The sequence below is a fragment of the Psychrobacillus insolitus genome (assembly GCF_003254155.1).
GTDB classification, from domain to species: Bacteria; Bacillota; Bacilli; order Bacillales_A; family Planococcaceae; genus Psychrobacillus; species Psychrobacillus insolitus.
The window spans coordinates 1,293,724-1,317,604 of record NZ_QKZI01000001.1 but is presented as its reverse complement, the minus strand read 5'-3'; the positions used below and the strand labels follow the sequence as shown (position 1 = coordinate 1,317,604).

Sequence of the window (23,881 nt, the reverse complement as noted above, 5' to 3'; positions counted from 1 at the left end):
AAAACAGGAGGGTTAACTTGCGCAAAAGTCGGATTTTTTTATACGCATTATTACTTGTTATTTTATTGGGAGTTTTATATGTTTCGCTTGGAAAAACAGTGGGAAAAGAACAGTCAAGTGGAAGTGTTAGTGATAGTAAAGTAATTGATGAAGCTTTTCAGATTATTAAAAAACAAGCGGTATTTTCAAAGAGTGATAAATTGATAGTGGAGGGTGCTATTGAAGGTATGGCAGAGGCACTCGAGGATCCACATAGTACGTATTTAACAGAAGAGGAAGCAATTGCTCAGGAATCTTCGCTGGCAGAAGAACGGGTAGGTATTGGAGCAGAGATTATGAGTTCTACTGGTAAGTTCATCGTAGTTGCTCCTATAAAAGATTCACCAGCATTTAAAGCAGGACTAAAACCATTAGATGAAATTGTTCGAGTAAATGGAGAAAAATTAGACGGGAAATCAATGCGAGACCTTGTGCAATTGCTTAGTGGAGAAAAGGGAACTAATGTAAATTTAACTGTATTTCGGAGCAGTGAAGATCGACATGTCGAGTTACATATGAAACGAGCGTTGATTGCACAGCATACCGTGACAAGTGAAGTATACACATTAGATGATTTTTCTGTAGGTATTGTCACGATTTCTCTGTTTGGTGAAAAAACAGCAGAAGAATGGGAAAAACAAACGAAGTCTTTAATGGATCGAGGAATCGATGGATTGCTTGTGGATGTGCGAGGAAATCCAGGTGGTTATTTATTTAGCGTTTCATCTATTGTAGGGACGTTATTAGAAAATGGGTCCACTTTTGCTTATATGCAAGATTCAAAAGGTGTTTTAGAAATGCTCAAAACAGAGCAAAAAAATCCGTATTTAAATAAAATCCCAACGGTTTTATTACAAAATGGGGGAAGTGCTTCTGCAAGTGAGGTTTTAGCTGGTGCATTAAGAGATCATAAACGTGCAATGATTATTGGAGAAAAAAGCTTTGGTAAGGGTACAGTACAAGAAACACATCCTCTTTCTAACGGAGGAAAGTTAAAAATCTCTACACATAAGTGGCTCACACCAAAGCAAGAATGGATTCATGGCAAAGGAATTAGTGCGGGACTGGAAGTAGAACAGGATGAGTTGTTTACAATGGATGTGAAGTTCCAGCAAGGGGAATTTCAAGTAGGTGATTACGGGGAAGAGATTCAATATGTCCAGCAAGTTCTATCTACACTCGGATATAATATTATTCGCAAGGATGGATATTTTGGAGAAGACACATTAGAAGCAATTGAAGGTTATCGAAAAGAAAATAGTTTAAATAAGGGAACTGGAATAAATAATGAATTATTTCAGTCATTATCTAAAACGGTGACAGATTATAAAGCTAGAAAAGAAAATGATAAGCAGCTATTAATGGGACTTAGTTATTTACAACATAATATGAAAAAGTAATTAACCCAAAAATCCTATACGCAAAGCCCTCCTCGTTTGTTACAATAAAAGGAAGGATACAAGCAAGTGAGGAGGGTGCGTATGATAGAAGAAATTTTAATCGAATTGGTAAAAGGAATCGGACGGTTTTTCCTTCATCCAGTAGTATATATTGCGCTTCTTTTCTCTGTGTTATTAGGTTATTTTCGGGTCAAAAGAGAACGAAGACATTTCCGTACAAGAATTTTGTGGGGAGGTTCAGAAGCAAAGCATCTCCTATTAGATGGTTATGCATGGGCAATAATAGTTTCTGTGATTAGTATTGTAGTCGGATTAGTTATTCCTGTGTCGTGGTTACTTGTTTATAGTGCTTGTTTAGTATTGTTTATTTTACTATTTGTGTATCAAGCTGGATCCTCTATATATGCAATTGCTCTAGGAACAGCGATTATATATGGAATGTCTGTGTATGATTGGTCATTTTCCATTTTTTCGTATGACCTAATCGGTATGGATATAATGGATGAAGCGATTGTACCAATAGCAATTTTGGCAGGCTTCCTATTAATTGTGGAAGGAATATTGATTCAAAAGTATGGAGCAGATAATGCATCCCCTGCATTAGTGAAGACTTCTAGGGGTGTAGAAGCTGTAGAATATACGGCGAAACGATTATGGTTATTGCCTATATTATTAGTTATACCAGGTGATGTGATTTCTACATATATTCCATATTGGCCACAATTTACTTTAGGAGAGTCATCATTTTCCTTGATTTTATTCCCATTTGTTATTGGGTTCCAGCAGAAAGCTAGAAGAAGTTTAGCGGAACATTTCTTCCCTGCGCATGGAAAACAAGTTTTGCAGTTGGGTATTGTTATAACAATAGTTGCAGTGATCGGGTATGTCATGCCGCTAATCAGCGTAATTGCAATTGGTCTAGGTGTTATAGCTAGAGTTGTTATTTCGTTTGTTGCGTATAAAAAAGAATCACAGGGTGTCTATGCTATTTCACCTCAATCGAATGGAGTTATGATTGCTGGTGTATTAGCGAACTCCCCTGCAGAAAAAATGGGTCTTCGTATCGGAGAACGTATTGTAAAAGTAAATGGTCAACAAGTGACAACAGAAAAAGAGTTGTATGAAGCTATTCAAATAAATGCTGCACATTGCCGTTTAGAAGTACAAGATTATAATGGAGAACTCCGGTTACGACAACATATTTTGTTTAGACATGATCATTATCGTTTAGGTTTGTTAATGGTCAGATAGGAGAGTGGACATGGAAGCATTATCAATTGAAACTCAAATAACTTTAGCGATTATTGTTCCGGCGCTACTCGTTATTTTGTTCACACGTATTACTTTTAACCACTGGGTCGCTCTCATATTGACTGTTGCTTTGTTTGCTACATCCGTTTATGCGGGGTACACACATAAACTGTGGGTGTATGTTATTGATGCAGCATCTCTAACTATTGGATTTTGGTATGCTACACGAATGCAAAATAGCTATAACAGCAAAAAAGAAAAATCCCTCTCATAACATTTGAGAGGGATTTTTCTTAGTGAAATAAAGCGCTCCTAAAACCACCCCACCAAAAAATATTCGCAAATCCCAAAAATGGCCAAAATCCACATACGACATATTTTAAAATAAGTACAAAAACAGGAGAAAAGTCTATTTTTGCACTTAATTTCGGATAAGCCGTATAGTCATTTTGCTGTATTTTATAAAACATGACTAATTTTTTAAGGCTCTGCAAATAGGTTCCCCTTCATAAATTCACCTTGGATATTTATGTTAAAGTGTTCGCTTAAAGAAACTGATTTTTTGTAATTAAAAAATGGGTAATTATCTCAGAATTGGAACCTTAGTTCATTTTAAACGTATTAAAGGGAAGGTTAGTGAAGAAAGTTATAAAAGGGGTGGAGTATATGAGTGAACGATTTGAATTAAGTTTTAAAAACAAGGAAGTAAGAATGGGATTTTATTTGGCAGTGCCAACGTTTATTATAGGAAGCCTCATTATATTTTATGGTGAACAAAAATATCAGTTTATTTGTTTGTTATTGTTAGTAATAGCATGGACTTTCTTTTATATATGGCGTTTTTTTTACCGCAAGAAACAGAAGAAAGAAGTTAAAAATTCTTATTGAACTACAGTAGCGATTTGTTGAATTAAATTAATCATAAAGAGAAGCCAGAATGAATCATATAGGATGGTGAGAATAGAATGAGAACATTTTTAGAATTACTTCGCATAATATTTATTTCGGGAATACTTGGCGCATTAGGTTGGGGAATTATAGGAAGTATTTATACAAACAATGAAGCAACTAAATCATATTCATGGCTTAGTGCGATAGCTATTTTATTACTTATTTTTGTTTTGTATAGGAATAAGTTGCAATTTTCAGGGTGGTATATAGGTAAGGGAAAAGTGAAACTTCCAAAAAGTCTTACAGTAATTCTAATTTTAAGCTCTATATTGCTAATCGTCTTACCATTTGTATTAGGTTCTTTGTTAAGTTAACGGGTAGCCTTTAGTTCAACAAGACCATCATATCGATGGTCTAACAAGATAAAGTGGGGTGAGATAGTAATGAACCAAGTATATAAAAAAAATCAAAAATCAGACGTAATATTAATTTTCTGTCTATTAATTTTGGCGTTTGATGTGCTTGTTTTTTTGTTAGCTATTTTTGGTTATTACTTTACCTTTATTAAGTCGACTAATAATATCTTACCAATTCTAGTAACTTTAGCTGCTTTTTATGCACTAGCACGGGTCCGCAAAATAGAAAAATTTTGGGTTATTTTTTTAACGATAATAGTTGCACTAATATTAGGTTGGTTCTCATTAACTAATAACTCCTATGATACCATCAATTCTCCAACTGGTAATATTAAGGTAATGATAGGTCATAGAAATGTTTCTTTAGGAGAAACAAATCATTTCTACAATTTTTATCTTTATAGTTCCGTTCCTGGGTTAATGAAAAAAGTGAATGACGAGCCTCTGTTTATTATGTCTAGAGGTGGTAGTAATGACAGCTTAGAAGTGTTAGGAGTAGACAATGCTGAATGGGTAAAGGATGAAAAAATTATTTTTGATCCTTCCTCTTCCACCAATACGGGATTAACTCAAGTAGATTTGAAACGTTAATTTTTTTTCTGTGTTAGAAACAAACGGGAATGTTTCTGACATATGGACATTTCACGAAAGTAGCTTAAAGAGGAGAGATGGTTTTGAAAGAAAATAAACAAGCTCTATATTTTAATATGATTATGGGTACAATCGGAAATATACTCATTGCTATAGCTACAATGAGGTTTCTGTTTAAAGAAAATGATACTGTAGGATACGCAATTATACTTTTTGGTTTTGTATTATCGACTAGCTATATCAGTTACTTAGAAAAACAAGCAGGAATAAGTAAAAAATTCTATTGGATTCGAACTATTATTATAATTTTAAGTTTATTAATTTCCGCTTTATATTTCTTTAATTTCTAGTCATTATTTATTCAAGTAAGGGATGCTTTTGTTGAACAAGGATTATATTAAACAAACGAGTAATTTCTTTTTAAGAGACAATTACTATTATATTAATGTGTAAGTAAGACAGTTACAGTATATTAAAGGGAGGAATTGAAGTGCAGTGAAGTTTAAGTGGTTATTTTGGTTATCTATTTTAAGTTGTTTACTCTTAATTTTTCTGCAATTTTTTCAATGGAATCTTATCGAAATATTTACGCCATTTTTCATGCCATTTGTATGGTTTTTAGTATATGGATTTTTCTTAGTAGTTTTTATTGTGTCAATCATTTGGTTATTTAAGAAAAAGGATTGGAAGCCGTTTGTGGTGCTGATAATTACTATATTATTATTGTTTCTCATTCCATTCAATCAGATTATAATAGACAAAGATTTTAAGGAGAACAAATCGGATAGAAATGAAGTAATTTATAAAATAAAGGATGGAACCTTTGAACCGAATGTTTCTTATAATTCATCACTTATACACTTACCAGACGAGTATGAGCACTTGTCAAAGGGTGGTGGAGACATAGTAATTGAGAAACAAAGTGAAAGTTATTCAGTTTTATTCTTCACATTCCGAGGAGTGTTGGATGGTTTCTCTGGTTTTGTTTATTCTCCAAATGATAAAAAACCACAATTAGACTCATTTGGTGGAGATTTCAAAGAAATAGTGAAGATTGATGAATATTGGTATTTTGTTTCTTCATCTTAAAATAACGGGATGCTTTTGTAAAAAAAATATAGAAAAAAATCAACCATAAACTTTAACCTAGCCTAATTTAAATAGAAATATTAAACTTGTAGCAATGGTAGATGTCTAATTTGTCATTGAGGATCCACAGCCATGTAAGTCTAAGTATTTGGGTGGCTTTTGTGATCGCGCCAAGGAGTTAGCCACAAATTGGAGGGGCATTTGTGTCGAACTCCTGGGCGCTGTATTTGTTTTCTAGCGTGGTTTAGTAACCTGTCCCGGTGTTAGCCACAAATTGAAAAAATATTTGAGTCTAACACACAGGGACAGGACGCAGTTTCGTTTTGACTTTGTAGAGCCACACCTAGACAGAATCTTATTTTCTTCTAGTAACTTATGTAGGAAAGAATCTCAGCGCTGTTTTTTTCGTTTATTCTATTACCATAAGTTTTGTCCAAAGAGGACCGTAGAACTCCATATAGAGATAGGCGCTTCCGCTTTTCCTAAAATAAACTATAAACCGCCAAAACCCCGATCGTTCCTAGAACAACAACCATCACATTTGAAAACAAAAAAGCCAAAGCAAACGCTGTAATTATCCCAATAACCCCAAATATTAAATTACCCTCTTGTACATATAAAATAGCAGGGAATATCAACGCACCCAAAACCGCATAAGGAATGTTACGCAATACCCCAGAAATGACAGGAGGTAATTCCTTTCCTTCTAAAAACGTCAGTGGAAACGCTCGAGGAATATAAGTGACAAGCGCCATTCCTAAAAGTGTCCACCAGTACCATGATCCCATCAACTTAAGCTCCTTTCACTTTGTTTAGAATGCCGCACGTTTTTCTTTCTTGCGTAAATAATTTCAATGAATATAGAAGATGCTAATGTCGCTACTAAAATGGACCAACCTGTAGAAAGCAATTGTGTCCAATAAAAAATTCCATTAATAATAGCGGCAATCAGTGCAAGCATAACAACCTTCCGATTACCACGCATCGAAGGAACGAGTAGTCCAACAAACATCGCATATAAAGCAATTGACATGGCTGCTAACAAAAATGCCGGAAGATTAGCACCAATAACATGTCCAATCGCCGTGAAAACAACCCAGCTGAGGTATGCTATTAGTACAACGCCAAAAGCAAAAGGAGTGCGAATTTTGTCTTGTTTTTGAGTAGCTAACACGGAAAAAGATTCATCCGTTATACCAAATGCATACATTCCTTTGAGCCATTTTTTATCACTTTGCATCTTTTCATTTAGCGCAGCCGTCATTAAGAAGTGACGAATGTTAACGACAAATGTATTTAAAACAATTAAAATAGGATCAACACCCTTTGAAATAAGGGTCAGTGATATGTATTGTGCTGCTCCTGCATAAACAAAAATACTCATCGCAGTCGCTTCCATGATCGACAGCCCTGATGTTTTAGCTAGCAGGCCAAATGTTAGGGCAATCGGAAAATAGCCAATGGCAATACTAGTGCCAGCTTTTAAGCCTTGTACAAAAGAATTATTAGTCAAAATTTCACCGCCTAAAAAGCATTAGTTTAATTATACTATATCTTACTTCAAGGGGTTTTTGATTTAGTGAAATAAGGGAATAGTAAATATACATAGTTGTGGAGGAGTGCAAGATGCCTAGCTGGTTTTCATTAGAAACATTAACTAATTTAACACAAGAATATCGAGCGCTTGGGCCGATCATAGGTCTTCTTCTTCCTTTTTTAGAAGCTTTCCTCCCTTTTTTACCTTTAGTTGTTTTTATCATAGCAAATGTTAGTGCTTATGGAATCTTGTTTGGATTTTTACTTTCGTGGGCAGGATCCGTGGCAGGAGCTTATACCGTCTTTTTAGTTATTCGTAAATATGGACGAGCTAAAGTGTTGGGCTTTATTACAAGGCATGAAAAAATACAAAAATTAATATTATGGGTAGAGAGGAATGGTTTTGGCCCACTTTTTTTACTGATCTGTTTTCCATTTACTCCGTCAGCACTCATAAATATTGTAGCTGGTTTGTCCAATATGAAAAAAAGCACTTATTTATGGACGATTACTTTGGGTAAACTGATCATGATTTTAGTTGTTAGTTTTATTGGATCAGATATTCGAGCATTAATTACACAGCCAATACGAACTGCAATTGTTTTAGCTATTATCGGAATTCTATGGTTTGCTGGAAAAGGAATAGAAAAAAGAATTGATAAAAGAGTAGATGCTGATTTTCGAAGTATTAGTAAGGAAAGAAAGTTAAAAGAGGAGAAAACTAGTGAGTAATGCAAAAAAAGAAATGATGGAATGGGTTATTGCCATTCTTATCGGATTAGTAGTAGTGATGTTATGCAGAATGTATATCGCTACGAATTATGAAGTAATTGGAAAGTCTATGATGCCGACACTAGAGGATCATGATAGAGTAATCGTTACTAAATTATCCAATATAGATCGTATGGATATTATCATTTTCAAGAATCCCAACACAGAAGCTTATGTAAAGCGTGTGATCGGTTTACCCGGAGACTCGATTAAATATGAAAATGATGAACTTTATATTAATAACAAAAAAGTAACAGAAACGTTTCTATCATCCAATTTGGCCTATCAGCATCCAGAAGAAAATTTTACAGAGGATTTTGAGCTAGAAGCACTAACAGGACAAAAAACGGTTCCTGCAGATAAATTATTTGTATTAGGTGATAATCGAATATCTAGTTTAGATAGTCGTTATTTCCATTTTATCGATGAACAAGATGTTATTGGTGAAGTGGCAGCAAGATATTGGCCTCTACCTGATGCAACAATAAATTTAGTTACCGAATAGTTTCCCTCTCTCCTGTATGTTTTGTACAATAGAGAGAAGGAATTATTCGGTTTTTTCTATTCTATAGCTAGTAGGATGGCCTAAGTTAAAAGGAGGTTTGACTATATTGTCTTTACGAATTGTGAGTGGACGATCTGGAACTGGTAAAACAAGGTTTATTCAACAAGAGATAATCGATACATTACAGGAGTCTCGTCTAGGTGATCCGATGTTTTATATAGTACCAGACCAAATGTCTTTTTCTGCCGAGTACCAATTGGCAGTAGATTATGGATTGAATGGATTAATACGGGCACAAGTAACTACGTTCAAACGATTAGCTTGGCGCGTCTTACAAGAGACTGGTGGAATCGCGAAAGAAGAAATTAGTGGCTTTGGCTATCGAATGTTAATACGTAGTTTGCTAGAAGAGAATAAGGATCAATTTAAATTGTTTAAACGAGCAGCAACAAAGCGAGGATTTACGGATCAAATTGAAGTGTTATTAAAAGAATTTAACCGATACTGCATGGACTTTCAAACGATGTCAAATGTTTTAAATGATTTGACACATGTAAATGCACCGAAAACATTAATCGATAAATCATCTGATTTAGTGATGATGCTCGATTTGATGGAGCAAAAACTAGGCACGAGCTATATTGACGGGGAAGGTTATTTAACACTGCTTGCAAATAACATCAAAAACTCGACATTGTTATCGACAAGCGACATATATATTGATGGATTTACATCCTTTACAACGAGAGAGTTTGAAATTATTCAAGCGTTAATGAAACAAGTGAAACGTATTACGATTTCACTTCCTATGGAGTCACTAGCTGATGCACTGGATGAACAGTCGCTATTTTATCAACCTGCAAATACATGTAGCCGATTATTGGACATTGCACAGGCGGAACATATTGACGTAGAAGAGACAGTACACTTAGCGGAGTCCAAAAGGTTTAATAACGCTGAGCTCGCTCACATGGAACGGAATTTTGACCAACTTCCCCCTACAGAAATTGCGACAGAAGGAAATCTGCATATAATCGAAGCAGCAAATCGTCGCGCTGAAATTCATGCGACTGCTCGTCATATTCGAGAACTTATGCAAAAGAGGGATGTTCGCTATAAAGAAATGGCGATATTACACCGTGATGCCGAGATGTATGAAGGGTTAATCGAAACTATTTTTCCGCAATATGATATACCAGTTTTTATTAGCCAAAAGAAAGCGATGTTACATCATCCACTGATTGAATTGAGTCGCTCCGTTTTAGAAGTCGTAAGTACAGGCTGGAAATATGAGCCGATGTTTCGTGCGATAAAAACAGATTTATTTTTCCCATTATTTGCTCCTAAAAACAATTGGAGAGAGCGAGCAGATCGTTTAGAAAACTTTGTGCTGTCGTTTGGGATTTACGGAGATAGATGGTGGGATGAGAAGCGTTGGATTTATAAAAAGTACCGAGGGCTTGAATTTTATTCGAAGGTTCAGACAGACGTAGAATTAAGCATACAAGCGGATATTCATGAAATCAGGGATTTGGTCGTGCCTCCATTAAAAACGCTTGCAGACCAACTAGAAACCAGCCAGACCGGCATTCAAATTGCTACAGCACTATTTACATTGATGGAATCATTAAATGTGTATGATAAATTGCAAAAAATGAAGATTGCCGAGGAAGAAAAAGGCCAATTACTACTCGCTTCTGAACATGATCAAGCGTGGAATGAGTGGGTCAATGTATTAGATCAATTCGTATTGATGTTTGGTGACAAAGAAATGACTGTAGAGGAAGCTGCGAAAATTTTGGACGAAGGATATGATCAACTTACATTTTCCCGTATTCCTCCAACCGTCGATCAAGTAATTGTGGCAAGTGTAGATATTGCCAGACTGACGAAGATGAAAGCAGTATTCGTACTTGGTGTAAATGATGGTGTATATCCAAAACGAATGGATCATGAGGGGTTACTATCTGATACGGAACGCGAGTGGTTTACGCAAATTGGATTTGAATTAGCACCGACTTCAAAAATGCGGTTACTAGATGAGAACTATTTAGTATACAAAGCCTTTACATCTGCAGCAGATTATTTATATGTGTCGTATCCAATTGCAGATAGCGAAGGGAAGGCATTACTACCATCCATGTATATAAAAAGATTGCATCAGCTAGTGTCAAATGTTTCTGTAGAGCTTGCAGTCATAGACCCAAGTGATTTACCTACAGAAGCAGAGGCAATACAAACAATTAGTCATCCAAGAACAACACTTCCCTATGTTGTGATGCAGCTTCGAGAAGCGATGGAAACGGGTGAATTACCAGAAGTTTGGCAATCGGTCTATCACTATTATTCAGAGGATCCTTATTGGTCAAAATTAATGGATAGAGTTTTGAAACCACTATTCTCTGGCAATAAAACCGAAAGACTAACGCAGGAAATGACCACTGCTTTATACGGAGAAACAATTACGTCAAGCGTGTCCCGTGTAGAAAAATATTATAGTTGTCCATTTGCGCATTATGCAGCATATGGCTTGAAGTTGGAAGAACGCTCTGAATACCAGTTAGAGGCACCGCAAATGGGAGACTTATTCCATGCTGCACTAAAATGGATTGCAGATGAAACGAAGCGTTTGAAACTCACATGGGCACAGCTTTCTAAAGAGCAGTGTGTGCAACTTTCGAAACAAGCGGTCGATCAAATCGTTCCGATCTTTGTGCACCAATTATTACTCAGTACAAATCGCTATCGGTATATTCAGCGTAAATTAGAGCAAATTGTCTCATCTACGCTTATTGCACTTAGTAAGCATTCCAAAGTATCTGGATTTGTTCCAGTGGCTATAGAGGCAGGATTTGGTCCTGGTGAAGCACTACCAGCATTAGAAATTCCTTTGAAGCATCAGCGAAAAATGCAATTGCGAGGAAGAATTGACCGAGTGGATGCAGCGAATGTGGATGGTAAAATGTTCGTCCGAATTGTAGACTACAAATCTTCTAGAAAAGGCATTGATTTGAATGAGGTTTATAATGGTCTATCCCTTCAAATGCTGACATATCTAAATGTGGCAATCGAAAATGCAGAAATTTGGTTAGAAGAGGATGCTTCACCTGCTGGAGTCCTATATGTGCATCTTCATAATCCTTTTATCCAAACGAAAAAGGAATTGCAACAAGACGAGTTAGAGGATGCAATTTATAAATCTTATAAAATGAATGGACTATTAATAGATAACTCGGAAATTATAGTAGAAATGGATGATCAAATCGAAGGCTTTTCAAAAGTCATTCCAGTTCGTATGAATAAGGATGGAAATGTATCAAAGGGCTCTTCAAAAGTAATAGATCCAGAGAATATGAAACTTCTCCAATCCTTTGTACGTAAAAAGCATGAACAAGCTGGAAATGGGATGAATGCAGGTGATACACGCGTATTCCCATATCGCTTAAAAGATAAAATGCCTTGTACGTATTGTGCGTATCAAAGCGTATGTCAATTTGATTCACAAGATCCAACGCAAGCAATACGACAGTTAAAAGTAGAAAAACCCGAAGAAGTGACGAAAAAAATTCGAGAGGAGATGGGTAGTACAAGTGAACATTCCTAATATGCCTGAAGGAAAAACATGGACACCTGCACAATGGAAGGCTATATGGGCAACTGGATCTGATGTACTAGTCTCGGCAGCAGCAGGTTCCGGGAAAACAGCAGTGCTCATTGACCGACTCATTCAGAAAGTAATTGCGGAAGAAAATCCTATAAATGTCGATGAATTATTAGTCGTTACATTTACAAATGCATCCGCAGCTGAAATGCGCCATCGAATGGGAGAAGCATTGGAAAAAGCGATTGCCCAAGATCCATCATCGAATCATTTACGTAAACAGCTAAGCCTGTTAAATAAAGCCCAAATTTCCACACTCCATTCATTTTGTTTGAATATCGTTCGCCAGTATTCCTATATGCTATCCATTGATCCAGGTTTCCGTATTGCAAATGAAACAGAAGCTGCATTAATGCGAGATGATGTGCTAGCAGATGTATTAGAAGAAGCATATCAAGTGGAAAATCCTGAAGCGATGTACCGACTATCGGATAGCTTTACATCTGACCGAGATGATCAGTCCATTGAAACGATGATCGATAAATTATATACGTATGCCCGGGTACATCCAGAACCTAAAAAGTGGTTGCTAGCAATCCCTGAGGCATATGAGCTAGACGAAAATGTAGAAATTGAACAACTGTCATTTATTGAACCATTAAAACTGGCTATTATTAATCATTTAGAGGAAGCAATTGCTGGAACCGAAGAAATTAGGAAGCTTGCAAATGTTCCGAATGGTCCAGCTCCACTTGCAGAAACAGCAATGACTGATCAAGCGATGATTGGGGAAGCAATCCACTTGATGAAATTTGCGTCTTGGCAAGATGTGTATTTCTATTTTCAAGGGATCAAATGGGTGAAAGCAGCTACTATAAAAAGAGATACTTGTGACGAGGATCTGAAAAAACAAGCAACCAAAAAACGAGATAAAGTAAAAAAAATAATCAATGAATTAAAAGAGAATTATTTTACAAGAACACCTGAAAGACTTTTAGATGAAATGAGATTAATGGCACCTCAGCTCCGAACACTAGTTGATTTAGCGATTAAGTACGGGGAACGATACTCTGAAGCGAAAAATGACAAAGGACTAGTCGACTTTTCCGATTTAGAACATTATGCATTAGAAATTTTAACCGTGCATCAAGAAAACGGTGAACTTGACCCATCTGATATTGCAAAGGAATACCAGGCGCGCTTTAAAGAAGTTTTGGTAGATGAATACCAAGATACAAATCGACTGCAAGAAACCATATTGCAACTTGTCAAAAGTGGCGATGAGCGAACAGGTAATATGTTCATGGTTGGAGATGTCAAACAGTCTATCTATCGATTCCGCCTAGCAGAGCCAATGCTATTCCTTGGGAAATATCTAAAATTTGATCATGAACCAATAGATGCAGGAGTGAAAATAGATTTAAATGCAAACTTCCGAAGCCGAAAAGAAGTGTTACATGCGACGAACTATATTTTCCAGCAAATCATGGGTGAAAAAGTTGGGGAAATCAATTATGATGACGCGGCATCTCTAAAGCCAAAAGCACCTTATGACGATATAGAAGTTCCAGTCGAACTTGCCGTTTTATATGAAGTAGCAGATGGTAGCGTGGAAACGATAGATGAGGATTCGGAAGATCTAGCAGTAAATGCGGAGGAAGAACTAAAAAAATCCCAAGCAGAAGCTCGTTATATCATTTCGTCTATACAAGAGCTGATGAATAAAGGTACAACCGTATACGATCCTTGGAAGAAAACAGAACGGCGTGTAGCGTATAGCGATATTGTCATATTAATGCGTTCCATGACATGGTCACAAGAAGTAACGGATCAGTTTAAAGAAGCCGGTATTCCTTTGTATACAGAATTATCAAAAGGATATTTTGAAGCGATTGAAGTACTTATTATGATACATACGCTTCGCACTATTGATAATCCGTACCAGGATATTTCGCTGGCATCCGTTCTTCGCTCCCCATTTGTTGGCTTAACGGAATCAGAACTTGGACTCATTCGTTTAGCTGCTCCTAAAGAGTCTTTTTACGAAGCTTTAAAGACTTTCGTATCAACGGGTGGAACAGGGTTAACTGCTACTACTGCAGAAAAGCTACAACGTTTTTTACTGCAATTTGAAGACTGGAGAAACTTGAGTAGACGTGGATCGCTCGCGGATCTTATTTGGCAAATTTATTTGGATACAAATTATTATGAAATGGTTGGTTCCATGCCTAATGGGAAACAGCGACAAGCCAATTTACGCGTGCTGCATGATCGAGCAGTCGATTATGAAAAAACCTCGTTCCGGGGATTATTCCGATTCCTTCGTTTCATTGATCGCATGCGAAAACGCGGAGATGATTTGGGAGCAGCACGTGCCATGAGTGAAAGAGAAAATGTTGTTCGTTTAATGACGATTCACTCTTCTAAAGGGTTAGAATTCCCAGTCGTATTTTTAGGGGGAATGGGAAGACCATTTAACCAAATGGATTTCAATGAACCGTATTTATTTGACCAAGCATTTGGATTGGCTGTAAAAGCAATTGATCCAGTGAAACGAATATCATTTACTTCTCTGCCGTTTTTATCGATGAAAGAAAAGAAACAAATGGAGTTAAAAGCAGAAGAAATGCGTGTATTATACGTGGCTATGACTCGTGCAAAAGAACGATTATTCCTAGTAGCTTCCGTAAAAGATTTGGCGAAAACGTTGGCAAAATGGGAAGATGCGCAAACATCCTTGTCTTCTGACATGTTACCAAATTATATCCGTGCAAAAGCAAAAGGGTATTTAGACTGGATAGGTCCAGCAATTGCCAGACATGCAGACTATAAGCAACTAGGAAATATTGTAGAAGCGAATGTGGTCGAAAGTGAATCTAAATGGAAACTCGTAGCAAAAGGTATGAATGAGTTGAAGAAAAGTTCACAAACAGAAGAAAAAGAAGTCATTACGTTGCAATCACTCATAAATACAAAAGAAACAAAATTACTTCCTGAAATTCAAGCTCGTTTTGATACTGTATATCCTTTTGAATTTTCAACGCATAAACGGTCGAAACAATCCGTAAGTGAAATAAAGAAAATTCAGCAGCTGACAGAAAAAGAGGAAAATGATTTCTTCCAAACTCATATAGCTTCTACAAATGCTACTAGACTAATGAAGCGCCCGTTCTTTATGCAACAGGAAGAACAATTGACAGGAGCAGAAGTCGGAACTGCCGTACATGCGATGATGCAACAAATCGATTTGAAGGAAGTTAAGAACGAAGAACAAGTAACTGCTTTTGCTGAAGCATTGTTTGAACGAGAAATTCTTACGAAAGCAGAGCAATCAGCTATTAATCCGAAAAAAATAGTGCCATTTTTTAATTCTGAAATCGCTAGTAGATTGCGTTCTGCAAAAGAAATTATGCGAGAGTTCCCATTTACGTATGCTACTGCAGATGCGGAAGGGGATAGCCAAATTATTCAAGGGGTTGTGGACTGTTTGTTTTTAGAAGAAGACGGAAAATGGGTATTACTAGACTATAAGACAGACCGAGTTCAACACCTTTTATCAGATGAGGCACTTTTGAAAAAAGAAATGTCTAACCGTTATGCAGTACAATTATCTTTGTATGCACAGGCAATTGAATCCATTATGCAAGTAGAGATTAAAGAAAAAGTTCTCTATTTGTTTGATGCCAATAAAACCATTTCGTTATAGGAGGAATAAGAGTGGTAATTCGTCCCACAGAGGGAAAAGAACGAGTAGTAGCAATCGACGTTATGCGTGGATTTGCGCTACTTGGAATTTTCATCGTTAATATGCTGTTCTTTCACTCTCCGTATATTTATGTAAATCCATATACTTGGTTTCATATTCCTGGAGATTTTAATACGTATAAATGGATTGATATCTTCTTACAAGGCAGTGTGTACCCGCTATTTTCCATGTTATTTGGGTATGGGCTTGCGATGCAATTTATGAAATCAGAGTTAAAAGGTACATCCTTTAACAAGCTAGCAACTCGTAGACTATTAATCTTGTTAGTAATAGGTTGTATTCATGCATTTCTCATCTGGTCTGGTGATATATTAATCACGTATGCACTCGCTGGTTTAGTACTAATCTTACTGATGCGCTTAAAACCTGTTTGGTTATTTTTAATAAGTGCGATCCTATTTTTAGTGCCAAACGGATTAATGAATGGGTTAGTGTATGTTTTATCTAAAGTTAGTCCTGATGACGTGATTATTTATACGGGAATTCAAGAAATTGAAAATTCAATTGTTGCTTATTCACAAGGAACATGGATTGATATTTTTTGGCAACGACTAGCTGATTGGTTATATATGACGCAGTACGGTGCAATTCTTATTACGATTTTATGTATCATCGTTCCCTTTATGCTAATAGGAGCTGGAGCAGCCAAATTGAAATTAATCGAGCGCGCTCGTGAGTTAAAGGTATTTTGGATCGTGACAATTGTCATAACGCTTGCTGCTGGGCTTGTGATTAAGTGGATTCCATATAATACAGAGGCAAATCTATTTACGATGTCTATTCAAGATACATTTGGAGGACCGTTACTTGCCATTGCATATGCTGGTATACTTGCGCTAGTTTGTAGCATTCCTTTTATGGGGAAAGTACTTTCACCAGTTGCAAAAGCAGGGCGTATGTCGATGACGATTTACTTGATGCAATCTGTAATCGCTACAACTATTTTCTATGCGTATGGTTTCGGATTATATGGGAAAATCGATATAGTGGCCGGAACTTGGATGGCAGTAGGCATATATGTATTGCAACTTGTTTTTGCAGAGGCTTGGTTTATGAAGTTTAATCAAGGACCAGTAGAAGCATTGTGGAAGAAACTGATTTATTCAACTATTTTGTCGAAAAGGGATGAAAAAGATTCCAACTTGTAATAGACTAAGAATAAGATTCAAAATCATTTAAGGGAGTGTCGGAAAAGTGAAACTATTATCATACAGTTTAGACGGTAAAATTTATTTCGGACCAAAAGTAAAAAAAGAGGAAGCAGTATGGGATGTACTAAGCATACAAGAAACGCTTCAAGTTTTACCTAATTTCCCGACTACTATTGTAGAAGGTGTTAGCCTTGGAATAGATTTCGTTGAACAAGTTCGCAAACTTGTTGAAGCTGCTTTAAAAGACGAAAATGTTAATAGTTTCAAACGTCGCTTTACTGAAATTGAATGGTTATCGCCAATTCCACGTACTCCAAAAAATATTTTTGCAGTAGGTAAAAACTATTCTGATCACGCAAAAGAAATGGGAACGGAAGCAAATGAATTTGTCGTTTTCACGAAATCACCTACAGCAATTGCTGCTGATGAACAAACGCTATCTGTTCACGCAGACCTAACTTCTTCTTATGATTATGAAGGTGAACTGGCAATTGTTATAAGTAAAAAGGGAAAAAATATTCCTACAAAACAAGCATATGACTATGTATTTGGTTATACAATTGCAAATGATTTAACAGCAAGAGACTTGCAAACAAAGCACCAACAATATTTCTTAGGGAAGAGTTTGGACGAATCTTGTCCACTAGGACCCTATGTTGTAACGAAAGATGAGCTTCCAAATCCACAAGCACTATCCATTGTGACAAAAGTAAATGATGAAATTCGTCAAAATGGCCAAACGTCGGATATGGTATATTCAGTGGAACAAATTATTTCAGAAATTTCAAAAATAGTAACACTAGAACCAGGGGATGTAATTTTAACTGGTACTCCAGCTGGTGTTGGTAATGGATTTAATCCACCTAAATTCTTAAAATCGGGCGATATTGTGAAAGTTTCGATTGAAGGAATAGGAACATTAGTAAGCAAATTCGAGTAAAATCTCGGTATAAATGGTAAGATAATAAAGTGAAAATAATTACTGAGGTGAAATAATGGATTTTTTAGCATCAACACATTTACACATTACTACATGGGTAATAGCACTAATTTTGTTCTTTGTGGCTTTAGCAACTGCTAAGCCAAAAGTAGTTCATATGATTCTACGTTTAGATTATCTGTTGATTCTTATCACTGGTATTGCGTTATTTATCGATGGTATGGCTTTAGATATGGGAATGCTTTACGGATTAAAATTAATAGCTGGTCTTTTAGTAATCGCTATGATGGAAATGACTTTAGTTAAAAAGAGTAAAGGAAAACCGTATACAACATTCCTTATATTGGTATTCGTTTTCTTCTTCATCGCTCTTTTCCTAGGTTTCAAATTACCAATGGGTATTAATTTCTTAGCTTAATATTTAAAGAGGCTTTTACTTCGGTGAAAGCCTTTTTTTTTTGACACAGTTTGTACTAATTACAAATTGTTTTTGCGGGTTTTCAGTATTAAGGATAGCGATTAAAACAATGCTTTGATAAAATAATATTGATATGTTCATTAGGAGGACTTAACTTGAACTTAAGAAAATGGGTTGTAACAGGCTTTTTAATAAGTAGCCTATGGTTAACAACTTCTCAAGCGACACATGCAGAAGAAGTTGATGCATCTATACATAACGAAAGTATTTATGAATTATTAGTGGATCGTTATTTTAACCAATTGGGGACTAACGATTATAACGTCGATACAAAAGATCCAAATGCATTTGCAGGTGGAGATTTCGTAGGAGTAGCTGAAAAAATGGACCATATTAAAGATATGGGCTTTACTATTATTTCTTTAGGACCAGTATTCGCAACGGAAACATACGATGGCAAGCGCATTTTAGATTTTAATACATTAGAGAGACAATTTGGGACAGAAGAAGAATTCACTGAATTAATCGCAGCTGCTCATAAAAAAGACATGAAGATTATCGTGGAGTTACCTTTAAATAATTATAGTGTCAATCATACTTGGAATTCTGACCTTGAAAAAGAAGATTGGATTATTAGTGAAGAAGATGGTGTAATCCAATTAGATCTTGAAAGCACAGAAGTGCAACAAGGACTAATTGAAACAGCTGTAAGTTTTGCCGGAAAATATAAAATCGATGGCGTAAAATTATCTGCATTAGAGGGTGCTCCGACACCATTCATAAATGATATGATTACATCCTTGAAAGAAATTCGAGAGCCTATGTATGTCATTGCATTAGAAGAATCAGATGCTTCATTTGATGTGAATTATTCGGATGAATTACTTGTGGATTTTAGAGATACATTTAAAAATACAGATTTACCATCGGGTATAATTACTGAAACAAAAGAAAATGATTTATTATTAATTGATAATTTGTATACGGAACGTTTCACATACTTTAGTGCATTTGAGAATATGTTCCCACCAACTCGTATTAAAATGGCAATTGGAACGATGCTTACATTGCCGGGAGTTCCCTATATGACGTACGGAACGGAAATAGCGATGAATGGTGTAAATACCGAAGAAAGTCATCAGGTGATGAATTTTCGAGTGGATGAGGAAATTATGGAATACTTGAAGGACATCAATTCGATTCGAAATAAATCCGAAACACTTCGAACAGGTGAGATGGAAGTATTAAAAAATGAAGATGGTTATGTTGTGTATAAACGTTATACAGATGAAGAAACATTTATCGTTGTTGTAAATAACTCAAGCGCCACTCAACGAATCGATTTATCTAGTGATATCGTTGGTGATGATGTGGAGTTAAGAGGCCTTTTCGAACAAGACATCGTTCGTCAAACAGATGAAGGTAAGTATCGTTTAGTGCTTGATCGTGAAATTGTCGAGCTATATCAAGTAACAGATCGTAAAGGATTAAATACTTCTTATATTGTTGCAATGGGTCTTGCTTATCTTTTATTCATGGTATTTTTAGTAATCGTATGGAGAAAAGGAAAGCAAAGTAGAAAAAAGTAAATGAATAAATAAAAAGCACTTTTGTAGTCAGCTTGATCTGACTATAAAAGTGCTTTTATTACGAGACTAAAAATATATAAAATTATGATAGTTTATTCAGGAAGTATATTCCGATCGTACCTGGACCAACATGTGCACCTATAGTGGAACCAATAAGATGGATTTCAATAGCTCTTGGATGGAATCTTTCTTCAATTAATTGCTTTAACTCTATAGCAACTTCTTCCACGTCACCATGATTGATTGCAATTATTTGTTCATCTAACTGATCGCCACGCTCCTCCATTAAATCGACTAGGCGCTTGATCACTTTTTTATGACTTCGTATTTTCTCAATTGGTATTAATTTCCCATTTTCTACGTGAAGAATAGGTTTAATATTCAATAATCCACCTAAAAATGCACTAGCTTTCGAAACTCTACCACCACGAGCCATATAATCTAAGTCTTCCACTGTAAAAAGATGTTCCATATGCTCTACATTGAATCGAATTTTTTCTTCAATTACTGCCAAATCTTCTCGATTGTCCCGAAGTTTAACAGCTTCTTTTACTAATAGTCCGCATCCAAGGGAAGCACATTTAGAATCAATGATCGTTAACTTCAAATCTGGATATGTTTCTAATAGTTGCTCACGCATCATAACAGCTGTACTATAAGTTCCGGAAAGAGCAGAGGAAAAAGCGATATATAAACCTTCTTCTCCTTCTTTTGCAAGTTCTTCAAAAACTCTCAAGAAATATTCTGGAGAAACTTGTGATGTTTTTGGTTGTTGCCCTTGCCGAATAGCTTCATATACTTCTAAAGGGTGAATTCCGACAATATCTTCGTATTCTTTGTCCTCGATTTGTACGCGTAAAGGCAACAACTGAACATTGTTCTCTTCAAAAAAAGATTTCGGTAAATCACATGCACTATCAGCGATAAGTTTCATATTGATCCTCCTATTACTTTGTTATTTAGTTAAATTTAATCTATCTATTAAGAATTCTGCTATACCATCTTCATTATTAGATAATGTAATTTCATTGGCAATATTTTGTAGTGGTGAAATGGCATTTCCCATAGCAACGCCAATCCCTGCATATTCAATCATTTCCAAGTCGTTGTCTTCATCCCCAAATGCAATGATTCTGTCTTGTGGAATATTTAAATACGAGGAAACATGAGAAATTCCAACTGCTTTGTTTAAACCATTTCGAATAATTTCGATTACATCCCATGGAGCACCCCAACGACGATGATCAATCACTTCTGCATGCACATCTTCCAAGTGTTTTCTTATTAAAGAAACCGATTCTTCTTCTGCATGAATGAGTAAACTAGTTGGATCATTGACTAAAATAGTGCGTAAATCTCCAGTCGTAATTTTGGGATCTCCAAGTGAAAATGCGGATAACATTTTTTCATCATGATAATGTAAGTATACGTCATCTAATACTTCCGCAAGCATGTTTTTTATAGGGAAATTTTGCACAGCTTCTAACACTTCTTTTACTACTTTTAGCTCGATTGGTTTATGTATTACGTTCCAAGAAGTATCTATTGGATGATGTACAAAAGCCCCATTAAAATTAACGATTGGCGTTTGGAGTCCAAGTTGTTTATAATACATTTCGCTCGATCTATATGGTCTACCAGTAGCAATCATAATTTCATGTCCAGCATCTTTTGCTTGTAATAATGTATTTTTCGTTTTTTCTGAGATGACTTTCTCATCGGTCAGTAAAGTGCCATCTAAATCTAGGACTATTAAGTGACGTTGCATGTGTAAAACTCCTTTCATACTACTGTAAAGTGTATCGTTTAAATGTTTGAACGTCAAAAGCAATAGTCTATTCTTTTTGTAAATTTTAAATTGCTTTGTTAAAATAATATTAACAGATGAAAGGTGTGTTAGAAAATGATCGTGCAATCAGAGTCTTGGGCTAATATCCCTTTATTACATATATATAATGAAGAAACTACTGTACATTCACCAATCGTATTGTTTTTACATGGTTTTGAAAGTGCCAAAGAGCATAATCTACATTATGCATACCAATTAGTAAATCAAGGATGCCGTGTTATTTTACCAGATGCACATTTACATGGTGAAAGAGAACAACCATTAGATCAAGTAGAATTGAGTCTTCGCTTTTGGGAAATTGTATTAACATCTATTGAAGAAGTAGAAGTACTTAAAGAGCAATTGGAACTAAAAGGATACTTGACGGACCAAAAAATAGGGGTTGTAGGAACTTCGATGGGGGGGATAACTGCTTTAGGCTGTTATACTGCATACCAATGGTTGGATGCTGCAACAATATTAATGGGAACACCCGGTTATGTACAATTAGCCAAATGGCAAATTTCGGGATACGAACAAAAAGGGTTTAACATCCCATTAAACCAAGAAGAGCGAGAGAATATGTTTCAAACTTTAGCAAGATTCGATGCGACGAAACATATGAGCAACATCGCGAACAGACACATCCTTTTCTGGCACGGAGAAAAAGACCAAGTAGTTCCTTTTGAACCAACTGCACATTTTGTAGATGCGTTAATCGATCAGTACGGAGAAAAGCATGTAGCATTTTTACATGAAAAGACAGCTGGACATGCAGTTTCTCGAAAAGGAATGCTGTCATCTACTAAATGGTTAGCAGACCATTTGGCATAAACAAGCTAATTTGTTATGATTAAGATAAGTAGTGAAGGAGGTTTTTTAAAATGGATCAAGATCAAGATATGAAAGATAGTATGATGGCCGCACTTGAAAATGTAATCGACCCAGAGTTAGGAGTCGACATTGTCAATTTAGGTTTAGTATATGATGTAGCTCTAACGGACGAAGGTGTAGCTTTTGTTACGATGACACTAACTTCTATTGGTTGCCCAATGGGACCAATGATTGTGGACCAAGTAAGAACTGCATTAGCTGAATTGCCAGAAGTGAAGGAAACAGAAGTGAATGTTGTTTTCAATCCACCATGGTCAAGAGACAATATGTCAAGATATGCAAAAATCGCATTAGGCATAAGATAATAAAATAAATAAAAAGCAGTTCCTTCTATAGTTTTTTATAGAAGGGACTGCTTTTTACAAAGTATAAGAATTTCATTGACTTGGAACACGGTATGTCCGATTATTTTTAGAGCGCTTTGCACAGGTTTTCTAGTCAACCCGGCATATATCTATTGGGCAATTATCGCATTCAATTTCTTTCCTCAAAAAAGCAAAATCATGAATCGTAATAATACCTTTTTGAAAAGAAATAATCTGATTGTTTTTTAAATCATTTAACATTCGATTAACTACTTCTCTGCTTGTTGCACAAAAGTTCGCTAGTTCTTGATTTGTTAACGAATAATTAATCAAAATACTACCATTCTCTTGCTGAACCCCATACGTATTAGATAACCGAACTAAAGTTGAAAATAGGGCACCTTTTTTACCATGTAATAATAAGTCTCTAAAGCGAGTTTCATTTTTTAAGTTATGGGCTTGAATTAATTTCATCCACTCCATCATATTCACAGGAGAAGTGGTTAATAATTTTTCTAGTTGTGAACGGGATAGTGCTAATACTTGTGTGGGCTCAATTGCAGTTGCTGAAACAGAATGATAAATAGTTTCGCAAAAAACAGAAGCTTCACCGATGAAAGTTAGAGCTCCACTAATTCGAAGTGTAAGAATTCGTCCACTTTCCGTATCTTTACTAATACGAACAGAACCTGATTGTATAAAGTAAACCTCTTCAGAACGTTCACCTTCTGAAAACACTGGCCGGTCTTTTTCAATCTTAATTATGGAACCGAAATGCTCGAATAATGAATAGAGATTAGTTGCTGTAACATCGTTCTCTTTCAAATAAACTCACAACCCTTCCATGCTTACATATTTAATATAATACCATATTTCCCTATGGTAATAGGGGAATATAAA

23 protein-coding genes are annotated in these 23,881 nt (G+C 35.8%); 18 read left to right on the top strand and 5 right to left on the bottom strand.

Annotated features, from left to right (window positions below):
• Positions 1-17: 17 nt before the first annotated feature.
• The 8 genes from C7437_RS06560 to C7437_RS06520 all read left to right on the top strand — a co-directional run bounded on the left by C7437_RS06560 (position 18) and on the right by C7437_RS06520 (position 5,677).
• Positions 18-1,439 (top strand): S41 family peptidase, encoded by a 1,422-nt coding sequence (locus C7437_RS06560; RefSeq protein WP_111438815.1) that lies wholly within the window; start codon positions 18-20, stop codon positions 1,437-1,439.
• A gap of 81 nt (positions 1,440-1,520) precedes the next feature.
• Positions 1,521-2,690: a PDZ domain-containing protein gene (locus C7437_RS06555; protein WP_111438814.1), complete on the top strand. Its 1,170-nt coding sequence runs from the start codon at positions 1,521-1,523 to the stop codon at positions 2,688-2,690.
• Positions 2,691-2,700: 10 nt separating this feature from the next.
• Positions 2,701-2,964, top strand: coding sequence for a CsbA family protein (locus tag C7437_RS06550; protein WP_111438813.1), 264 nt, complete (start codon positions 2,701-2,703; stop codon positions 2,962-2,964).
• Positions 2,965-3,356: 392 nt separating this feature from the next.
• Positions 3,357-3,578, top strand: coding sequence for a hypothetical protein (locus tag C7437_RS06540; RefSeq protein ID WP_111438811.1), 222 nt, complete (start codon positions 3,357-3,359; stop codon positions 3,576-3,578).
• Between the two features lie 77 nt (positions 3,579-3,655).
• Positions 3,656-3,955 carry a hypothetical protein gene (locus tag C7437_RS06535; protein ID WP_111438810.1) on the top strand — a complete coding sequence of 100 codons (300 nt, stop codon included), beginning with the start codon at positions 3,656-3,658 and terminating at the stop codon, positions 3,953-3,955.
• A gap of 69 nt (positions 3,956-4,024) precedes the next feature.
• Complete coding sequence (locus C7437_RS06530; protein ID WP_111438809.1) at positions 4,025-4,588, top strand: hypothetical protein; 564 nt, start codon at positions 4,025-4,027, stop codon at positions 4,586-4,588.
• Between the two features lie 83 nt (positions 4,589-4,671).
• Positions 4,672-4,938: a hypothetical protein gene (locus C7437_RS06525; protein WP_111438808.1), complete on the top strand. Its 267-nt coding sequence runs from the start codon at positions 4,672-4,674 to the stop codon at positions 4,936-4,938.
• A gap of 145 nt (positions 4,939-5,083) precedes the next feature.
• Positions 5,084-5,677 (top strand): hypothetical protein, encoded by a 594-nt coding sequence (locus tag C7437_RS06520; RefSeq protein WP_111438807.1) that lies wholly within the window; start codon positions 5,084-5,086, stop codon positions 5,675-5,677.
• A 482-nt stretch (positions 5,678-6,159) separates the two neighbouring features.
• Here the strand turns inward: C7437_RS06520 and C7437_RS06515 are convergent, their stop codons facing one another.
• Both C7437_RS06515 and C7437_RS06510 read right to left on the bottom strand, forming a co-directional pair.
• Positions 6,160-6,465 (bottom strand): AzlD domain-containing protein, encoded by a 306-nt coding sequence (locus C7437_RS06515; protein ID WP_111438806.1) that lies wholly within the window; start codon positions 6,463-6,465, stop codon positions 6,160-6,162.
• The gene (locus C7437_RS06510) at positions 6,465-7,190 is read right to left on the bottom strand and encodes an AzlC family ABC transporter permease (protein ID WP_111438805.1); all 726 of its coding nucleotides are present in this window, start codon (positions 7,188-7,190) and stop codon (positions 6,465-6,467) included. Before C7437_RS06510 ends, C7437_RS06515 begins: the two co-directional genes overlap by 1 nt.
• A 113-nt stretch (positions 7,191-7,303) precedes the next feature.
• On the opposite strand from C7437_RS06510, the gene C7437_RS06505 reads away from it, so the two are divergent.
• The 8 genes from C7437_RS06505 to C7437_RS06470 all read left to right on the top strand — a co-directional run bounded on the left by C7437_RS06505 (position 7,304) and on the right by C7437_RS06470 (position 19,954).
• Positions 7,304-7,945: a TVP38/TMEM64 family protein gene (locus C7437_RS06505; RefSeq protein ID WP_111438804.1), complete on the top strand. Its 642-nt coding sequence runs from the start codon at positions 7,304-7,306 to the stop codon at positions 7,943-7,945.
• Positions 7,938-8,489 carry a signal peptidase I gene (lepB, locus tag C7437_RS06500; protein ID WP_211309976.1) on the top strand — a complete coding sequence of 184 codons (552 nt, stop codon included), beginning with the start codon at positions 7,938-7,940 and terminating at the stop codon, positions 8,487-8,489. Before C7437_RS06505 ends, lepB begins: the two co-directional genes overlap by 8 nt.
• A gap of 106 nt (positions 8,490-8,595) precedes the next feature.
• Positions 8,596-12,093 (top strand): helicase-exonuclease AddAB subunit AddB, encoded by a 3,498-nt coding sequence (addB, locus tag C7437_RS06495; protein ID WP_111438803.1) that lies wholly within the window; start codon positions 8,596-8,598, stop codon positions 12,091-12,093.
• Between the two features lies 1 nt (position 12,094).
• A complete protein-coding gene (gene addA, locus C7437_RS06490; protein WP_111439012.1) occupies positions 12,095-15,796 on the top strand; it encodes a helicase-exonuclease AddAB subunit AddA in 3,702 nt (1,233 codons plus the stop codon).
• 11 nt (positions 15,797-15,807) lie between these two features.
• On the top strand, positions 15,808-17,004 hold the full coding sequence (locus C7437_RS06485) for a DUF418 domain-containing protein (RefSeq protein WP_111438802.1): 1,197 nt from the start codon (positions 15,808-15,810) through the stop codon (positions 17,002-17,004).
• 46 nt (positions 17,005-17,050) lie between these two features.
• Complete coding sequence (locus C7437_RS06480; RefSeq protein ID WP_111438801.1) at positions 17,051-17,947, top strand: fumarylacetoacetate hydrolase family protein; 897 nt, start codon at positions 17,051-17,053, stop codon at positions 17,945-17,947.
• 55 nt (positions 17,948-18,002) lie between these two features.
• Complete coding sequence (locus tag C7437_RS06475; RefSeq protein ID WP_111438800.1) at positions 18,003-18,365, top strand: YisL family protein; 363 nt, start codon at positions 18,003-18,005, stop codon at positions 18,363-18,365.
• Between the two features lie 155 nt (positions 18,366-18,520).
• A complete protein-coding gene (locus C7437_RS06470; RefSeq protein WP_111438799.1) occupies positions 18,521-19,954 on the top strand; it encodes an alpha-amylase family glycosyl hydrolase in 1,434 nt (477 codons plus the stop codon).
• Positions 19,955-20,036: 82 nt separating this feature from the next.
• Here C7437_RS06470 and C7437_RS06465 read toward each other — a convergent pair whose 3' ends face one another.
• Together C7437_RS06465 and C7437_RS06460 are read right to left on the bottom strand one after the other, a co-directional pair.
• Complete coding sequence (locus C7437_RS06465; RefSeq protein WP_111438798.1) at positions 20,037-20,888, bottom strand: DegV family protein; 852 nt, start codon at positions 20,886-20,888, stop codon at positions 20,037-20,039.
• A 21-nt stretch (positions 20,889-20,909) separates the two neighbouring features.
• Complete coding sequence (locus C7437_RS06460) at positions 20,910-21,722, bottom strand: Cof-type HAD-IIB family hydrolase (protein ID WP_111438797.1); 813 nt, start codon at positions 21,720-21,722, stop codon at positions 20,910-20,912.
• Between the two features lie 135 nt (positions 21,723-21,857).
• Between C7437_RS06460 and C7437_RS06455 the strand changes: the two genes are divergently transcribed.
• Positions 21,858-22,616, top strand: coding sequence for an alpha/beta fold hydrolase (locus C7437_RS06455; RefSeq protein ID WP_111438796.1), 759 nt, complete (start codon positions 21,858-21,860; stop codon positions 22,614-22,616).
• 50 nt (positions 22,617-22,666) lie between these two features.
• Entirely contained in the window at positions 22,667-22,981 is a 315-nt protein-coding gene (locus tag C7437_RS06450) for a metal-sulfur cluster assembly factor (RefSeq protein WP_111438795.1), read from the top strand.
• Positions 22,982-23,110: 129 nt separating this feature from the next.
• Here C7437_RS06450 and C7437_RS06445 read toward each other — a convergent pair whose 3' ends face one another.
• Positions 23,111-23,806 carry a Crp/Fnr family transcriptional regulator gene (locus tag C7437_RS06445; RefSeq protein ID WP_111438794.1) on the bottom strand — a complete coding sequence of 232 codons (696 nt, stop codon included), beginning with the start codon at positions 23,804-23,806 and terminating at the stop codon, positions 23,111-23,113.
• Between the last annotated feature and the right edge of the window lie 75 nt (positions 23,807-23,881).

Bases quoted from the DNA above. Each gene is read 5' to 3' on its own strand.
- C7437_RS06555 (WP_111438814.1), top strand. From the start codon at position 1,521: ATGATAGAAGAAATTTTAATCGAATTGGTAAAAGGAATCGGACGGTTT.
- C7437_RS06465 (WP_111438798.1), bottom strand. From the start codon at position 20,888: ATGAAACTTATCGCTGATAGTGCATGTGATTTACCGAAATCTTTTTTT.
- C7437_RS06540 (WP_111438811.1), top strand. From the start codon at position 3,357: ATGAGTGAACGATTTGAATTAAGTTTTAAAAACAAGGAAGTAAGAATG.
- C7437_RS06475 (WP_111438800.1), top strand. From the start codon at position 18,003: ATGGATTTTTTAGCATCAACACATTTACACATTACTACATGGGTAATA.
- addA (WP_111439012.1), top strand. From the start codon at position 12,095: ATGCCTGAAGGAAAAACATGGACACCTGCACAATGGAAGGCTATATGG.
- C7437_RS06550 (WP_111438813.1), top strand. From the start codon at position 2,701: ATGGAAGCATTATCAATTGAAACTCAAATAACTTTAGCGATTATTGTT.
- C7437_RS06505 (WP_111438804.1), top strand. From the start codon at position 7,304: ATGCCTAGCTGGTTTTCATTAGAAACATTAACTAATTTAACACAAGAA.
- C7437_RS06535 (WP_111438810.1), top strand. From the start codon at position 3,656: ATGAGAACATTTTTAGAATTACTTCGCATAATATTTATTTCGGGAATA.
- C7437_RS06530 (WP_111438809.1), top strand. From the start codon at position 4,025: ATGAACCAAGTATATAAAAAAAATCAAAAATCAGACGTAATATTAATT.
- C7437_RS06455 (WP_111438796.1), top strand. From the start codon at position 21,858: ATGATCGTGCAATCAGAGTCTTGGGCTAATATCCCTTTATTACATATA.
- C7437_RS06515 (WP_111438806.1), bottom strand. From the start codon at position 6,465: ATGGGATCATGGTACTGGTGGACACTTTTAGGAATGGCGCTTGTCACT.
- C7437_RS06460 (WP_111438797.1), bottom strand. From the start codon at position 21,722: ATGCAACGTCACTTAATAGTCCTAGATTTAGATGGCACTTTACTGACC.
- C7437_RS06450 (WP_111438795.1), top strand. From the start codon at position 22,667: ATGGATCAAGATCAAGATATGAAAGATAGTATGATGGCCGCACTTGAA.